This window comes from Solirhodobacter olei (genome assembly GCF_004010155.1).
GTDB lineage: Bacteria > Pseudomonadota > Alphaproteobacteria > Rhodobacterales > Rhodobacteraceae > Solirhodobacter > Solirhodobacter olei.
Genome location: NZ_RRYH01000021.1, coordinates 1 through 14,601, shown reverse-complemented (window position 1 = coordinate 14,601; position 14,601 = coordinate 1). Strand labels below are relative to the sequence as shown.

General features: G+C 68.1%; 16 protein-coding genes and 1 pseudogene. 10 read left to right on the top strand and 7 right to left on the bottom strand.

Annotated elements, in window-relative coordinates; genetic code table 11:
- Positions 1–75: 75 nt before the first annotated feature.
- The 5 genes from EIP85_RS15035 to EIP85_RS15015 all read left to right on the top strand — a co-directional run bounded on the left by EIP85_RS15035 (position 76) and on the right by EIP85_RS15015 (position 4,895).
- Positions 76–1,755 carry an ABC transporter permease gene (locus EIP85_RS15035; protein ID WP_164871754.1) on the top strand — a complete coding sequence of 560 codons (1,680 nt, stop codon included), beginning with the start codon at positions 76–78 and terminating at the stop codon, positions 1,753–1,755.
- Positions 1,752–2,789, top strand: coding sequence for an ABC transporter ATP-binding protein (locus tag EIP85_RS15030; protein ID WP_127903035.1), 1,038 nt, complete (start codon positions 1,752–1,754; stop codon positions 2,787–2,789). Before EIP85_RS15035 ends, EIP85_RS15030 begins: the two co-directional genes overlap by 4 nt.
- A gap of 166 nt (positions 2,790–2,955) precedes the next feature.
- Positions 2,956–3,882, top strand: coding sequence for a MurR/RpiR family transcriptional regulator (locus EIP85_RS15025; protein WP_127903034.1), 927 nt, complete (start codon positions 2,956–2,958; stop codon positions 3,880–3,882).
- A gap of 63 nt (positions 3,883–3,945) precedes the next feature.
- Positions 3,946–4,689: a COG4280 domain-containing protein gene (locus tag EIP85_RS15020; protein ID WP_127903033.1), complete on the top strand. Its 744-nt coding sequence runs from the start codon at positions 3,946–3,948 to the stop codon at positions 4,687–4,689.
- Positions 4,689–4,895: a hypothetical protein gene (locus EIP85_RS15015; RefSeq protein ID WP_127903032.1), complete on the top strand. Its 207-nt coding sequence runs from the start codon at positions 4,689–4,691 to the stop codon at positions 4,893–4,895. The genes EIP85_RS15020 and EIP85_RS15015 overlap by 1 nt, the downstream gene beginning before the upstream one ends.
- Before the next feature lie 69 nt (positions 4,896–4,964).
- Here the strand turns inward: EIP85_RS15015 and EIP85_RS15010 are convergent, their stop codons facing one another.
- On the bottom strand, positions 4,965–5,237 hold the full coding sequence (locus EIP85_RS15010) for a DUF4242 domain-containing protein (protein WP_127903031.1): 273 nt from the start codon (positions 5,235–5,237) through the stop codon (positions 4,965–4,967).
- A gap of 104 nt (positions 5,238–5,341) precedes the next feature.
- Between EIP85_RS15010 and EIP85_RS15005 the strand changes: the two genes are divergently transcribed.
- Positions 5,342–6,274 (top strand): LysR substrate-binding domain-containing protein, encoded by a 933-nt coding sequence (locus EIP85_RS15005; protein WP_127903030.1) that lies wholly within the window; start codon positions 5,342–5,344, stop codon positions 6,272–6,274.
- An 84-nt stretch (positions 6,275–6,358) separates the two neighbouring features.
- Here the strand turns inward: EIP85_RS15005 and EIP85_RS15000 are convergent, their stop codons facing one another.
- Positions 6,359–7,450: an alcohol dehydrogenase family protein gene (locus EIP85_RS15000; RefSeq protein ID WP_241560058.1), complete on the bottom strand. Its 1,092-nt coding sequence runs from the start codon at positions 7,448–7,450 to the stop codon at positions 6,359–6,361.
- A gap of 392 nt (positions 7,451–7,842) precedes the next feature.
- Between EIP85_RS15000 and EIP85_RS22835 the strand changes: the two genes are divergently transcribed.
- From EIP85_RS22835 to araD, 3 genes are all read left to right on the top strand, one after another.
- Positions 7,843–7,995 carry a hypothetical protein gene (locus tag EIP85_RS22835; protein WP_164871753.1) on the top strand — a complete coding sequence of 51 codons (153 nt, stop codon included), beginning with the start codon at positions 7,843–7,845 and terminating at the stop codon, positions 7,993–7,995.
- Between the two features lie 32 nt (positions 7,996–8,027).
- Complete coding sequence (locus EIP85_RS14995) at positions 8,028–8,999, top strand: 2-hydroxyacid dehydrogenase (RefSeq protein WP_127903029.1); 972 nt, start codon at positions 8,028–8,030, stop codon at positions 8,997–8,999.
- A gap of 164 nt (positions 9,000–9,163) precedes the next feature.
- A complete protein-coding gene (gene araD / locus EIP85_RS14990; protein WP_241560057.1) occupies positions 9,164–10,903 on the top strand; it encodes an L-arabinonate dehydratase in 1,740 nt (579 codons plus the stop codon).
- Here araD and EIP85_RS14985 read toward each other — a convergent pair.
- From EIP85_RS14985 to EIP85_RS14970, 4 genes are all read right to left on the bottom strand, one after another.
- Positions 10,900–11,232, bottom strand: coding sequence for a nitrile hydratase accessory protein (locus EIP85_RS14985; RefSeq protein WP_127903027.1), 333 nt, complete (start codon positions 11,230–11,232; stop codon positions 10,900–10,902). The genes araD and EIP85_RS14985 overlap by 4 nt on opposite strands.
- Complete coding sequence (gene nthB / locus EIP85_RS14980) at positions 11,229–11,909, bottom strand: nitrile hydratase subunit beta (RefSeq protein WP_127903026.1); 681 nt, start codon at positions 11,907–11,909, stop codon at positions 11,229–11,231. Before nthB ends, EIP85_RS14985 begins: the two co-directional genes overlap by 4 nt.
- A complete protein-coding gene (gene nthA, locus EIP85_RS14975) occupies positions 11,906–12,529 on the bottom strand; it encodes a nitrile hydratase subunit alpha (protein WP_127903025.1) in 624 nt (207 codons plus the stop codon). The genes nthB and nthA overlap by 4 nt, the downstream gene beginning before the upstream one ends.
- 90 nt (positions 12,530–12,619) lie before the next feature.
- Complete coding sequence (locus EIP85_RS14970) at positions 12,620–13,462, bottom strand: tryptophan 2,3-dioxygenase (RefSeq protein WP_127903024.1); 843 nt, start codon at positions 13,460–13,462, stop codon at positions 12,620–12,622.
- A gap of 154 nt (positions 13,463–13,616) precedes the next feature.
- Between EIP85_RS14970 and EIP85_RS14965 the strand changes: the two genes are divergently transcribed.
- Complete coding sequence (locus tag EIP85_RS14965) at positions 13,617–14,435, top strand: alpha/beta hydrolase (RefSeq protein ID WP_127903023.1); 819 nt, start codon at positions 13,617–13,619, stop codon at positions 14,433–14,435.
- Between the two features lie 10 nt (positions 14,436–14,445).
- Here EIP85_RS14965 and EIP85_RS14960 read toward each other — a convergent pair.
- Positions 14,446–14,601: pseudogene (locus tag EIP85_RS14960) on the bottom strand (enoyl-CoA hydratase); the annotation flags it as partial.

Here is a 14,601-nt window from a genome sequence, read left to right as displayed (position 1 = left end):
TTCGCGGGGGTCATGCCCCCGCGTCTCCGCCGGGGCCGGACGGCCCCGGCCGTCCTGCTTCGGGATGGCGGGCGTATGGCGAAGCGGCTGATCCTGCCGCTGCTCGGCATTGCCATCGTGGCGCTGCTGCTGGGCTATCCGCTGCTGAGCTTCCTGGCCCTCGCGGTCTTTCCCCACCTGTTCGGGCAGACCGCAAGCGGCGGTATCGTCAGCCTGCACAGCTTTGCGGAGGCGCTGAGCAGCTACAACCTGCGCGCACTCCTGAACTCCATGTGGATCGGAGCGGGGGCAGGGGTGATCGCCACCTCGACCGGGCTTTGGCTGTCATGGCTCACCAGCCGCACCACATTGCCCGGGCGGCGCCTGATCGAGGGCGCGGTTTGGGCGATCCTGCTGCTGCCTTCCTATTTCATGGCTGTCGGCTGGCAGTTCCTGCTGGCGCCCGGTGGGCTGATCGACATGCCCTGGGCCTCGACGATCATGATCAGCGCCTTCGGCGTGATGCTGGTGCTGGGGCTCAAGCTCATTCCCTTCGCCTATCTCACGCTTGTCGCGGCCTGGCTGGCCGTGCCCGAGGAGATCGACGAGGCCGGCCGGGTCCACGGGATTTCCGGCCGGACGCGGGTCAGGCTGGCGCTTGGCCTGCTGGTCCCCAGCATCCTGGCCGCCTTCGCAATGGTCTATGCCGAGTCGCTGGCGGATTTCGGTGTCGCCGACACGCTGGCCGCGGGGGTCAACTTTCCGATGGCGACCTATTCGATCTACGCGGCGCTCAATGCGATGCCCCTCAACTTCGGGCTCGCCGCGGCGGACAGCTGGCTGCTCCTCAGCCTCGTTCTTCCCGCCGTCTGGCTGCAGACCCGCGTCAACCGCCGGGCGGAGCGCTACCGCATCATCACCGGACGCGCCCGCCCGCCGCGCCGTCGCCGGCTCTCCCGGGGCCAGATCGCGGTACAGCTGGGGGGCGTGGCGGTGGTGATGACGCTCGCGCTCGGCATCCCGGTCTTCTCGGCCGACTCCGTCTCCCTCGTCGGGGACATCTCGAAGCCCTTCTCGCTGTCGAACATCAGCTTCGCCCACTACGCCAACGTGTTCCGGGTGCCCGAGGTCTTCGGGGCGCTGCTCTACTCGGCCAAGCTGTCGCTCGTTGCTTCGGCTGGGGCCATTCTGCTTGGCCTCGGGGTGGCACTGGCGCTGATGCGGCCGACCGGGCTTGCGCGCGTTCTCGACTGGGGGCTGCTGACGATCATGGCGCTGCCCGGCCTGATCCTTGCGGCGGGCTACATCTTCGCGTTCAACCAGCCCTGGCTGCCGCTTTACGGCACCTCCGCAGCCCTGGCGATGGCCTATGTCACCGGCGCCCTGCCGGTCACCTCTCGCATGCTGCTTGGCCCAGTGGGCCAGCAACACCGCAGCATGCACGAGGCCGCGGCGGTTCACGGCGTCTCCGCCGGGCGCCGCTGGCTCCGGATCCGGCTGCCGCTTCTGGCGACGCCGATCATGTTCGCCTTCCTGCTGACGGCCAGCCATATCGTGTTCGAACTTCCGGCGTCGGAGCTGCTCTACCCGCCCGGCTCGCCGCCTCTTGCCGTCGCGCTGATCGCCTATCTGCACGGCTTCAACTTCGAAACCGAGGCCGCGCTGCAGTTGACCGCCATCGCGATGGTCGGGGGCGCCGTTCTTCTCGCCCGCTTCGCCTTCGCCCGGCTGACGCCGTGCGCATGGCAGCGCCTTTCAACGGAGCCGACCCGATGAGCGCCCGCGCCCTTGAAATCCGCAACGCGCGCAAGAGTTACGGGCAGACCCGGGCGGTCGCCGACGTCTCTCTCGATCTGGCGCCGGGCCGGATCCTGTGCCTTCTCGGGCCGTCCGGGTCGGGCAAGACCAGCCTTCTGCGGCTGGTGGCCGGTCTTGAGCGGCTCGATGGCGGAGAGATCGCGGTTTCCGGTGCGCTTGTGGATGACGCCGGGCCGCGGTTCGCGACCCCGGAGCAGCGCGCGCTGGGCATGGTGTTCCAGGATTACGCCCTTTGGCCGCATCTCACGGCGGCCGACAACGTCGGCCTGCCCCTGCGTGAAAGACGCGTGCCGAACTGGCGCGCGGCCGGTGCCGCGGCGCTGGCGGCGGTCGGCCTCGACCGGCTTGGCGCGCGCTATCCGCACGAACTGTCGGGCGGACAGCAGCAACGCGTGTCGCTTGCCCGGGCGCTGGCGGCGCAGCCGCGGCTTTTGCTGTTCGATGAGCCGCTGTCCAACCTCGATGCGAAACTGCGCGACGAGCTGCGGGACATGATCGCCGCGACGGTACGCGACGCCGGCATTGCGGCGCTCTACATCACGCACGACCAGTCAGAGGCCTTCTTTCTTGGCGATCAGGTCGGTGTTCTGCACAACGGCAATCTGCTGCAGATCGACGCGCCCGACAGGGTTTACGACCACCCGGCTACACCGTTCGTCGCGCATTTCACCGGGGCTGCCGGGCCCTTCCCGGTCGAGGTCACGGACGATGCGCTTGTCTGGGGCAGCGCCCGGGCGCCGCGCCCGGTCGGGCAGGCCCCCGGAAAGGCGCAGCTCTTCCTGCGGCCGCAATGGCTCACGCCGATGGATGAGGGGCCCGGCACGCTGGCCGGCAGGGTAAGGGTCTGCGGCTATGCCGGCGGCGGCTGGCAGGCGCTTGTGGATCTGCCCGGCGGCACGATCCACCTCCGGCTCGACCGCCGGATCGCGGCGGGGGAGCGCGTTGCCTTCCACGTGGACTGGGCGCGGTGCCTGGTTTTTCGGGAAGACTAGCGGTGCGGTCCCGCAAGCGACCGAGGGACATCAGACGCTGGGAGATCAGACAAGGGCCGACACGCAGGATGGTCAGCCGAATGGGTCCACGATTTGGGTTGTAGCATTTGGTTCAAGTTGTAAAATCTGTAGTGAATGATCCGGAAATATCCTGAGAAGGCGCGCCATGGGACGAGAGGGTAACGACCGGCTGCCGTTCGATCGGCGCGTCGAGGCTATAGTTCCGCGTTTGCCGCCTTCCGAGGCGCGCGTGGCCACGTTCTTCGCGGCCCACAAGGACGTGGTGGTGCTGAACTCCGCCGCGCTGATCGCCGAGGCGGCCGGGACAAGCGACGCGACCGTCGTGCGCACGGCGCGATCGCTCGGCTATGCCGGATTGCCGGATCTTCGTGAGGATCTGCTGGCCGAGCTGACCGGCGCGTCCTCGCCCTCGCGTCTGCTGTCGCGGACGCTCGATGCGACGACGGGAGAGCCGGCGGCGATCCTGCATCACCTGCTCGATCTGCACGAAGACGGGGTGAACGCGCTGCGCCGCCCCGATCTGGCCGAGGCTTTTGCCGATGCGGTCGAGCTGATCGGCAGCGCCCCAACGCGGCACGTGTTCGGCATCGGGCCCTCGGGGTGTATCGCCGACTACGTGGCGCTTCAGTTCAACCGCATCGGCCTGCGCACTATGGCGATGACCTCCGCGGGCGTCGGGATGGCCGACAAGCTGGCCTGGGTCACCTCGGGTGACGTTGTCCTGATGCTGGCTTATGCGCCAGTCTATCGGGAGGTCGAGGTCCTGCTGGACCATGCGGCGGAGGTCGGGGCGAAGGTCGTTCTGATCTCGGACAGTCTCGGCCCGCTGATCGGCTCTCGGGTGGAGACGGTGCTGTACGTGCCGCGGGGCCGGTCGGACCACCTGGCGCTTCATGGCGCGACGCTCGTGCTGATCGAGGCCCTGACGCTTGGCCTTGCCGCGAGGAACCGCGCGGGCGCCGTCGCGAGCCTCGACGCCCTGAGCCGCCTGCGCGGCCAGGTCGATCGCAACTGGCTCAAACGCGGAACGCGGCGCCCTGCAGGGGCCGGGGAGACGAACGACAGAAGCTGAGGCCCGGGCCTGGGCAAGCCTTCATGCCGCCGAAAGGCCGGCACCGAGATCGAAAGGATTGATATGCACCTCACCTCCATCCTCCCGACGCTGACGGCGGCATTCCTCGCCTCTGTCGTCGAAGTCGTCGAGGCGTTCACCATCGTGCTGGCCGTGGCGCTGACGCGAAGCTGGCGGCCGGCGCTGACGGGCACATTCGCCGCGCTCGGGCTGCTCGTCGTGCTGGTGCTGATCTTCGGCCCGCTGTTCGCGCTGATCCCCCTCGGAGTGATGCAGTTCGTGGTCGGCACGCTGCTCGTCCTGTTCGGGATGCGCTGGCTGAGAAAGGCAATCCTGCGTGCCAGCGGGTTCATCGCACTGCACGATGAGGAAGCCGCCTTTGCCAAGGAAACCGACGCCTTGACGAAGCTTGCCGCCGACAAGCGCGCGGACTGGCTGGCGGGAATGGCGGCCTTCAAGGCCGTGCTTCTCGAAGGCGTGGAGGTGGTCTTCATCGTCATCGCCGTCGGCACCGCGCATCACATGACCTGGATCGCGGGACTCGGGGCGCTGGCCGCGGCCGTCGCGGTGCTGCTGGTCGGGGCGGTCGTTCACAAGCCGCTCAGCACCGTGCCGGAGAACACGCTTAAATTCGCCGTAGGGCTGATGCTGACGTCCTTCGGGATCTTCTGGACGGGCGAGGGCCTCGGGGCCGCCTGGCCCGGCGCCGATCTGTCCATCCTGGCCATACTGGTCATTCTGCTCATCGTTTCGCTTGTCGCGGTCAGCGTGATGAACGGGACCTGCGGCCGGCAGGAGGCCGTCTGATGCAATTCATCAAGTCGATATTCAGCGAGCTGCTGGGGCTTTTTGTCGATGACGGCAACCTCGCGCTGCAGGTCCTTGGGCTGATCGTGATCGTGGCGCTGGCTGTACGGCTGGGCGGCCTCATGCCGCTGGCGGGGGCCGGGCTGCTTCTGCTTGGCTGTATCGTGATCCTCGCGCTCAGCCTCAGACGGATGCTCCGGCGTTGAACCTGCGCCACTGGGGCCTGGCGGGCACCTGTGGCGCAGGCCTTGGGCCGATGCGCGCCGCGGGGCTGCCTAGCCCGCTGTCGTCGGGTCGATGATGCCCGAGACAAGGGTGATCTTCGTCGCGGGGAAGCCGCTGATCTCGGCGTGGCGGCGGATCGCATCCTCGTTCTCGGCGAGATAGATGCAGAAGGTCTTGTCCCCGGCGACGTAGGAATGTTCCCACTGTACCCGCGGCGCCAGTTCGGCGAGCGCCGCGTTGGAGGTCTTCGCGGCCCCTGCGAGCTCTTCATCGCTGAGCGCGCCGACCCCGTTGATGTCGCGTTCGATCACATAGCGTTTCATCGCACAGTCCCTTTTTCCTGAGTACCGCACAGAGCATTCCATCGCTTTGCCGCAAGGTCAGGTCAGATTTTCTTTAGACATCTCGATCTCTGCTATAGTGCCTCATGAAGCTGTCGCACCTGAATGCACTCAGAGCCCTCGAAGCGACCCTGCGCTGCGGCACCTTCAGCGCGGCCGCCGATGAACTCGGCGTGACCGTCGGCGCGATCGGACAGCAACTCAGAGGGTTGGAAGACTACCTCGGCCTGCGGTTGTTCGACCGGCTTCCATCGGGCGTGCGGCCGACGGTGGAGGCCCGCGAGGTGGCCGAGCAGCTGACCATGGGCTTTGGCGCAGTAGACGAGGCGCTGGCCCAGTTGCGCGGCGGGCGCGACGGCCGGCATCTGACCATCTCGCTGACCTACCATTACCTCGACCACTGGCTTTCCAACCGGCTGACGTCGTTTTACGGGGCCTATCCCGATATCGAGATCAAGATCGAGGCGAGTGACGCGCTGGTCGACCTGCGCGCGGAAAACATCGACATGGCCATCCGTTTTTCACGCGATGCGGGCCAAGGCTTCGACGCGCTCGAAATCTGTCACGGCTGCTATCTTCCCGTCTGCACGCCGGGCTTCGCGGAAGCGCACGGGATCACCCAGGAGACGCGTGACCTAACCGGCGTGCCGCTTTTCATCCTGTACGACCGGACGACCGACCCGGAATGGCGTGACTGGGCAGCGTGGATGAAGGATTTCGGATTGACCTCGACGGACCCGTTCGGCGGTCAGCACACCACCGGCCAAAATACGGCCGTATCGGGGGCGGGACTGGTGCTGACCGGCCTGACGGAGGTGTTCAACGACATGCGCGAGGGCCGGCTTGTCGCGCCCCTTGGTCCCCGCGTGATGCGCCGGGGCTCCTACATGTATCGCGTGATCTGGCCAAAGACCCGGCGTCCCAACCGGGCGATGCGTGCGTTCCTTGCCTGGATCGCCGCGGAACGCGACGAATTCGTGGCCGAAGCCTCGGCCCTTCTGGGGGTGCAGTTAAATTGACCAGGCGGTGCCAATACGTCCCGTGCCATCATTGGGATTAGCCCGTCCGCTGAATGCCCGGACCCCGGATGGCGGCACCGACGATCAGGGCGCGGGGAGCAGGACGATCTTGCCGGCGTGCCGTTTCTCCTGGAACGCGCGCTGCGCCTCGGCGATCCGGTCGAGCGGGTAGGTGCCCGCCAGCAGAGGGCGGATCTCGCCCTTCTCGATATAGGAGATCAGGTTGGCAAAGACCGGCTCATCCCATGCGGTGCAGCCGATCAGGGTGATGTCCTTGAGATACATGTCGCGCATGTCCAGCTGGACGACCGGGCCTGCGATCGCGCCAGAGGACACGTAGCGCCCGCCGCGCTTGAGAACCTTCAGCATCTCGCCGAAGGCCGGCCCGGCAACATTGTCGATCACGACGTCGACGCTGTTTTCGCCGAGGGCGGCAACCGGGTCATCGTCCCGGAGCAGGACGCGATCTGCGCCGATCTCCGTGACCGCCTGCTTCTTGGAGGCGCTCGTGACCGCGATCACTTCGGCGCCACGCCGCTTGATAAGCTGGATCAGGGCAGAGCCGACGCCGCCCGACGCGCCGGGAACCAGCACGCGCTCGCCCGGGGCGACACGGGCGCGGTGAACCATGTTCTCTGCGGTTCCGTAGGCACAGGGAATGGTGGCAAGCTCCGCATCGCTCCAGTCGCAGTCGACCGCGAATATCTCCTGTTCAGGCACCTTGACGTATTGCGCGAAGGCGCCATCGAAGTCCGATCCGAGCCAGACGGTGTCCATCGAGCCGAACCCGGCCTTGCGCATGCAGGACCGGACCAGAACGCGGGAACCGACCCTGCCCGGCTCCACGCCCGGGCCGACCGATACGACCCTGCCGCAGCAGTCGGTGCCCTGGATCAGGGGAAACGGCGTTGCCCCGCTCCAGCCGCCGTCGGTGTGGTTCGGTTCCGTCGGGGCGTCATCCGTGCCCGTCGTGACGGAGGAAGCATACCAGCCCAGCCGGGTGTTGATGTCGGTGTTGTTGATGCCGGCTGCGAGCACGGCCAGCACCACTTCGCCCGGGCCGGGCTTCGGGACCTGGACCTGCCGGTACACGAGCTGCTCGTATCCGCCTGTCCCCATCGTGACGACCGCCCACATCCTGCCGCTCACGTTGGCGCCCGTATCTTCATCGCCCATGCCTTGCCTCCGATCGAAGCTGATTACGCCCTTTCAATGAGCATAGCCGGAACACCGGGTGTTGCCGACCCACCGCTGGTCATCGGCCGGAGGCCTTGCCCGTGACGCGAAGGTCAGGTTCTGCGGGCCGGGCCGGCCATGCGGACCCGTGGTCAACCCGCGCCCGCGCAACGGAAGCGCCTCGGGGTGTCACAGGCATGGCGTTCATCATCGCCGCACGACCAGTTTGCCGGCGGACGCGCACGGCGCCCCGGATCATCTTCCGCTCCGGCCCGCCAATTTCGGGGCGCCCTCGGCTGGAGCCCTTTCCATCCGGCGCTTCCTGCGCTCTGTCTGCTATCGGAACGTTCCCGCTGGCCTGCGGCCTGCGGAACTTGCCTGAGGAGATCGAGATGAAGGAAGTCACCCGCGACAAGCTGATGGGCGTCGCGATCGGGATCAAGGGCCCGACCGGCTGCGGCGGCGCGCCGGTCTTCCCGGGCGAGACGATCATCGGCCTTTACCGGCGCGCGAAGGACGTGCATCTGGCGGCCTTCGGCGAATGACGCCGGGCAAACAGGCGCTGAGGGGGCGAGCTATGACCAAGCCGGATCTGATGATGCTGCACGACCTGCGCCCCAGGGCGATGGTGCAGGTGGAGGCGGCCTATACCGTTCACCGCTGGGACCGTGCCGACGACCCGGCGGCCTTCCTGGCCGCGCACGGCGCCGCATGCCGGGCCCTGGCGACCAATGGCCATGTGCCGCTGACCCGCGAGATGCTGACGGCGATGCCGAAGCTCGGGATCGTCGCCTGCGCCTCGGCGGGTTTCGAGGGGTTCGACCTGGCCGCGCTGGCCGAGCGTGGGATCGCGCTGACCAATACCTCTGCCGCGCTCTGCGACGACGTGGCCGATACGGCGATACTCCTTCTGCTGGCCGCCCGGCGCGGGCTGGTCGGGGCGGATGCCTATGTCCGCTCCGGCGAATGGGTGCGCGAGGGGATGTACCCGCTGCAGCGCCGGGTGGCCGGCACGCGGCTGGGAATCGTCGGGCTGGGCACCATCGGGCAGGCCATCGCGCGCCGCGCCGAGGTCTTCGGGCTACAGATCGCCTTCTGGAACCGCAGCGCCAAAACCACGCCCTGGCGGCAGGTGGCCGATCTGGTGACCCTCGCGCGGGAGTGCGACCACCTCGTTGTCGCCCTCGCCGGCGGACCGGCGACGCGGGGCATCATTTCGCGCGAGGTGATCGAGGCTCTGGGACCAGAGGGCCTCCTCGTCAATGTCTCGCGCGGCAGCACGGTCGACCAGGAGGCGTTGATCGAGGCGCTGGCGGCCGGGCGGCTGGGCCATGCAGGACTCGACGTGTTCGAGGAGGAGCCGACGGCCGAGCCGCGGCTCGTCGCGCTGCGCAACGTGACGCTTTATCCGCACCATGCCTCCGGCACGGTCGAGACGCGCGATGCGATGGCGCAGCTGGTGGTGGACAACCTCGCCGCCTTCTTCGCGGGCCGGCCGCTGCTGACGCCGGTGGATCTGGCGGGCTACGTGCCCCGGGCGGGCGACTGAAGGGGCGAGGCGGAGGAACCAGGCCGCCTTCGGGCGGCAGGTTCATTCGTAAGCTATGATGATGTAATAATAATATGTATTGATGTGGTCACCGGCCAGATCAAATGGCGGGCTTTTGGGCGTGTGCATGCACTCCAGCCCGAAGAGCATCGAGGGGGGCTGGTTTGGCGAAGGGCGACGAAAGAGGGCGGTACCTGCGGAGCGCGCGCTGGTTTGCGCCGGACGATCTGCGCAGTTTCGGCCACCGGTCGCGGATGATGCAGCTTGGCTATTCGGACGAGGAGTATCAGGGCAAGCCCGTCATCGGCATCCTGAACACCTGGTCGGAGCTGAACACCTGTCACGCGCACTTCCCCGAGCGCGTGAAGGACGTGAAGCGCGGGGTGCTGCAGGCGGGTGGCTTTGCCGTCGAGATGCCGGCGCTGTCGGTCGACGAGAGCTACACCAAGCCCACCTCGATGCTGTACCGCAACATGCTGGCGATGGAGACCGAGGAGATGATCCGCTCGCATCCGCTCGACGGCGTTGTGCTGATGGGGGGCTGCGACAAGACCACGCCGGGGCTGGTGATGGGGGCGCTCTCGGCCGGGGTGCCGATGATCTATCTGCCCGCCGGGCCGATGCTGCGCGGCAATTATGCCGGCCGCGTCCTCGGCTCCGGCTCGGATGCCTGGAAGTATTGGGACGAGCGGCGGGCCGGCAATATCAGTGACGAGGAATGGCTGGGCGTTCAGGGCGGGATCGCCCGGTCGGCCGGGACCTGCATGACGATGGGCACCGCCTCGACCATGATGGCGATCACCGATGCGCTGGGGCTGACATTGCCTGGCGCCTCCTCGATCCCGGCGGTGGATTCGGGCCACCAGCGCATGGCCTCGGCCTGCGGACGGCGGATCGTGGAGATGGTCTGGGAGGATCTGACCCCCGGCCGGATCGTGACCGAAGCGGCGGTGAAGAACGCCGCGATCGTCGCCATGGCGACCGGATGCTCCACCAATGCCGTCGTTCACCTGATCGCCATGGCGCGCCGCGCCGGCATTGATCTGGACCTCGACGATCTCGACGCGCTGGGGCGGGTCACCCCGCTCATCGCCAATGTCCGCCCCTCGGGCACGGAGTACCTGATGGAGGACTTCTTCTACGCGGGCGGGCTGCGCGCGCTGATGAAGCAGATGGAGGACCGGCTCGACACCTCCGCGCTGACGGTGACCGGCAGGAGCCTCGGCGAGAACCTCGCGGGCGCCGAGGTCTATAATGACGACGTGATCCGCCCGCTTTCGAACCCGGTCTATCACGAGGGCTCGCTGGCCGTGCTGCGCGGCAACCTCTGCCCGGATGGCGCGGTGATCAAGCCCGCGGCCTGTGATCCGAAGTTCCACCGGCACGAGGGGCCGGCGCTGGTCTTCGACAGCTATCCGGAGATGAAGACGGCGATCGACGACGAAAATCTCGCGGTCACACCGGACACGGTTCTGGTGCTGCGCAACGCCGGGCCGCTGGGGGGACCGGGGATGCCGGAATGGGGGATGCTGCCGATCCCCAAGGCGCTGATCAAGCAGGGTTACCGCGACATGCTGCGGATCTCCGACGCGCGGATGTCGGGCACCTCCTATGGCGCCTGCGTCCTCCACGTCGCGCCGGAAAGCTTCGTCGGCGGGCCGCTGGGGCTGCTCAGGACCGGCGACACCGTGCGCCTCGATCTTGCCGCCCGCCGGCTCGACATGCTGGTGGACGAGGCGGAACTCACCCGCCGCCGAGCCGAATGGACCCCACCCGAGCCGCGCTTCGAGCGCGGCTGGGGCTGGCTTTATTCTCGACATGTGACGCAGGCCGACCAGGGCTGCGATTTCGACTTCCTGCAATCCGATTTCGGCCGCGCGGCCGGTGAACCGGACATATTCTAGGCTGCGTCCTCGTCGGCCAGATGCACCGGCTTGCCATGCGGGGTGGAGAGATAGGCGGCTTCCCAGGCGTTGCGCAGTGCCTCGACCTTGCCGGGCTCCGCCAGGTCGAGCCGGGCCAGCAGGCCCTCCAGCGCCTCGAGCCAGGCGGCGTAGTAATCCGCGCCGCCATCAAGCTCGCGCGAAAGGCCGTGGCGGGCGAGAGTGGCGCCGAAGGCCTCCGTCCAGTCCGGCCACGAGAACCGGCCCGCCTCGGAAAGCGCGACCGTCAGGGCGAAGAGCTGGGCATGCCAAGGCTCGTCGAAGCGGGTGACCTCGTGGGGATCGCTCATGTGGTTGCTTCCGCTGGGGAGAGGTAGCTTTCCCAGAGGTCCAGGATCACCTCGTCCCCCGCCCGTTCCGCCGCGCCCCATAGGTCGGCGGCGTCGAATGCCACGGCATAAAGCGGCTCTGGCGCCTCGCCGAGGCGATGGGCGTTGCTGTCGGGCAGGACATGGGCGCCGTGGCGGCGAAGGATCCGTCCCGTGTGGCCGGCGGCATAGGCGGGAAGGCGGGTGTGGCCGCCCTCGACAAGGGTATTGCGCGCAGGCAGGCGGGTGCGGATCGCATCGCCCGGGGCGAAGCGCGGCGCCGCGCCGTCGCGCAGGCTGGGGCTGCCGCGCCGCAACGCGGGTTCGACGGCAGCGGGGCGGAGCGCCTTGGGGTCAAGCGGGGCCTCTGCCACCGGGGCGCCGGCCAGCTCCTCCCGCGTGACCAGCCCGCAGGCGAGCGCGAGGTTCGCCACCGCCGCGATCCATTTCTCGTAATAGGAGAAGCGGCTGTAGTCGCGCGGGGCGAGCGACTCGCGGGTGAAGCGCGAACTGTCGATGCTGAAGCGGCCGAGCGCGCCGAAGGCCAGCGTCAGCGCCATTGCCCGGCGCTGCCAGGGGGCGTGAAAGAGAGGCTCGCCCGGGGCCGGGTCGACCGGCCCGTCGCCGTATCGGCCGCCCATGTCATGGACGCGGGTCATGCCGGGCGCTCCGGCAGGCCGGTGCCGATCATGGAATTGCGGGTGACCCAGGCGGCCAGAGCCTCTGCCCCAAGCCCCTCGGTGCCCGAGGGGCGCATCGGCAGGACGAGGTAACGGATCTCGGCGGTCGAATCCCAGACGCGGACGGATTGGCCCTCGGGCAGTTCCAGCCCGAATTCGGCAAGGACCTTGCGCGGCTCGCGTACGACGCGGGCGCGGTAGGCGTCGGACTTGTACCAGCTCGGCGGGATCCCGAGGAGCGGCCACGGGTAGCAGGAGCAGAGCGTGCAGACGACGACGTTATGGACCTCGGGCGTGTTCTCCACCACCACCACATGTTCGCCCTGCCGGCCGAGCAGCCCGTCGGCGGCGAGCGTCGCGGTGGGATCGGCCTGCAGGGCCGCGCGGTAGTCCGGATCGGACCAGGCCCGGGCCACGACCCGGGCGCCGATGCGGGGACCGATCTTCTCCTCGTAGAATTCGAGGATCGCATCCATTGCGGCAGGGTCGACGTAGCCCTTGCGCGAGAGGAGTGTTTCCAGCGCCTTCACCCACAGCGCCGGATCGGGCGGCAGCAGGGCGTGGGCGTCGTGGTCATGATCGTGAGAATCGTGTGGCATGGCGCAAGATTGCCCGCGGACGGAAGGCTGTCCACCACGAAACGGTGTGGCGCGCGGGATGCGCGCCCTTCGCCGCGGGCCGGGCGGTGTTCAGAGCTCCCCGCGCAGGTGCCAGAGCTCGGGGAAAAGCTCCACCTCCAGCATCCGGCGCAGGTATTGCACGCCGGATGTGCCGCCGGTGCCGCGCTTGAAGCCGATCACGCGCTCGACGGTCGTCACGTGGTTGAAGCGCCAGCGGCGGAAGTAATCCTCCAGGTCCATCAGTTTCTCGGCCAACTCGTAGAGGGTCCAGTAGCGCTCGATATCGCAGTAGACCTGCTTCCACTTCGCCTGGATCTCCGGCAGTGCCCGGTGCGGGGTGCGCAGCTGCGGTGCGGGGACCTCGGCATCGGGCCCATCGATGGTGGTGAAAAGCAGGTGGACCACGTCATCGTAGAAGCTGGTCCGGTCAAGCTCTTCAGACAGCCGGCGGTGGACCTCGGGTACATGCTCGTGCGGCTTCAGCATGTTGGGGTTCCGGTTGCCCAGCACGTATTCGATCATCCGGTACTGCCAGGACTGGAAGCCCGAGGACTGGCCGAGTGCCTCGCGGAAGATCGAGTAGTCCGCGGGCGTCAGGGTGCGCAGCACGTCCCAGGCGCCATTCAGCTGCTCGAAGATGCGGCAGACCCGGGCAAGGATCTTGAACATATGCGCGGTGGCGCCTGCCTTCAGCTCCTCCCGCGCGGCAGAGAGTTCGTGGATGGCGAGCTTCATCCAAAGCTCGCTGGTCTGGTGCTGGATGATGAAGAGCATCTCGTCATGCGCCTCGGTCAGCGGGCGCTGATGCGAGAGCAACTGGTCGATATGCAGGTAGTCGCCGTAGGACATGACACCCCGGAAGGTCATCTCGGCCCCGTCGGTGCCGGGATCATATGCCGTCTTGTCGGTCATCTCGCGCTCCTTCCGCCCGGGGCCGTCCGCGGGGATGGGCGGCGGCCTTGCACATCGGTGTATCCGCTTCCGGGGCTTTGCTTCAAGCTTGAAAGGTGATCGGTTTGCCCCTAGCCATGGGTGCAGGAGATGACAGAGGCGAGAGGGACAGGCGATGGTGGCGGATGCGGGGATCGACTGGGAGGATGCGTTTTCAAACGGGGCCTATATCCCGGATGGCGCGGAGTATCCGGCCCGCTGGGCAGCCGCGGCGGCGGCGTTTCGCGCGGGCGTATGCGGGGCGGAGGATCTCGCCTATGGCGACCTTCCCCGCGAACGGTTCGACCTGTTCCTGCCCGAAGGCGCGCCGCGTGGCCTCGTCGTCTTCATCCATGGCGGCTACTGGCACACCTTCGACAAGTCGAGCTGGTCACATCTTGCCGCCGGGCCGCTGGCCCGTGGCTGGGCGGTGGCGATGCCCGGCTATACCCTGGCCCCCGAGGCGCGGATCGGGGCGATGACCCGGCAGATCGGCGCGGCGGTGGCGGCGGCGGGGGCGCAGGTCGCCGGGCCGATCCGGCTTACCGGGCATTCGGCGGGGGGGCATCTGGCCTCGCGGATGGTCTGCGCGGAAGGCCCGCTGGCGGAGGATATCGCGGCGCGGGTGGAGCGCGTGGTGTCGATCAGCGGGCTGCACGACCTGCGGCCCTTGCTGCTGCATTCGATGGCGGGCGTGCTCGGCCTCGACTCGACGGAGGCGGTGGCCGAAAGCCCGGCCTTGCAGGCGCCGCGCCCGGGCGTCGATGTGACCGCCTGGGTCGGGGCAGCGGAGCGGCCGGAGTTCCTGCGCCAGTCCGCGCTGCTGGCGGACATCTGGTCCCGGAAGGGTGTCGCGGCCCGGCTCGTCGCCGATCCCGGGCGGCACCATTTCAATGTGATCGAGGGGCTGGAAGAGGCCGGGCACCCGCTGACCCTCGCCGTGGCGGGGGGCTGAGGGCGCGCCCTCAGCCCTGCGGTCGCACCCTTGCGGCGGTCTTGTTGGCGAAGGCCTCGAGCCGTTCGCGCGCGGCGGGCTGGGTGTTGACGACGCCGGCGACGACGGCCTCGGCATAGGCGGCGTCGAGCGCGGACATGTTCTGCATGTGGCTGATCGCCGAGCA

Coding starts and splice junctions, on each gene's coding strand:
- EIP85_RS14995 (WP_127903029.1), top strand. CDS start 8,028: ATGACCAAGCCGGATCTGATGATGCTGCACGACCTGCGCCCCAGGGCG.
- EIP85_RS22835 (WP_164871753.1), top strand. CDS start 7,843: ATGAAGGAAGTCACCCGCGACAAGCTGATGGGCGTCGCGATCGGGATC.
- EIP85_RS15010 (WP_127903031.1), bottom strand. CDS start 5,237: ATGAAACGCTATGTGATCGAACGCGACATCAACGGGGTCGGCGCGCTC.
- EIP85_RS14985 (WP_127903027.1), bottom strand. CDS start 11,232: ATGAGCGATCCCCACGAGGTCACCCGCTTCGACGAGCCTTGGCATGCC.
- EIP85_RS15005 (WP_127903030.1), top strand. CDS start 5,342: ATGAAGCTGTCGCACCTGAATGCACTCAGAGCCCTCGAAGCGACCCTG.
- EIP85_RS15030 (WP_127903035.1), top strand. CDS start 1,752: ATGAGCGCCCGCGCCCTTGAAATCCGCAACGCGCGCAAGAGTTACGGG.
- EIP85_RS15015 (WP_127903032.1), top strand. CDS start 4,689: ATGCAATTCATCAAGTCGATATTCAGCGAGCTGCTGGGGCTTTTTGTC.
- EIP85_RS15035 (WP_164871754.1), top strand. CDS start 76: ATGGCGAAGCGGCTGATCCTGCCGCTGCTCGGCATTGCCATCGTGGCG.
- nthB (WP_127903026.1), bottom strand. CDS start 11,909: ATGACCCGCGTCCATGACATGGGCGGCCGATACGGCGACGGGCCGGTC.
- EIP85_RS15025 (WP_127903034.1), top strand. CDS start 2,956: ATGGGACGAGAGGGTAACGACCGGCTGCCGTTCGATCGGCGCGTCGAG.
- EIP85_RS15020 (WP_127903033.1), top strand. CDS start 3,946: ATGCACCTCACCTCCATCCTCCCGACGCTGACGGCGGCATTCCTCGCC.
- EIP85_RS15000 (WP_241560058.1), bottom strand. CDS start 7,450: ATGGGCGATGAAGATACGGGCGCCAACGTGAGCGGCAGGATGTGGGCG.
- nthA (WP_127903025.1), bottom strand. CDS start 12,529: ATGCCACACGATTCTCACGATCATGACCACGACGCCCACGCCCTGCTG.
- EIP85_RS14970 (WP_127903024.1), bottom strand. CDS start 13,462: ATGACCGACAAGACGGCATATGATCCCGGCACCGACGGGGCCGAGATG.
- EIP85_RS14965 (WP_127903023.1), top strand. CDS start 13,617: ATGGTGGCGGATGCGGGGATCGACTGGGAGGATGCGTTTTCAAACGGG.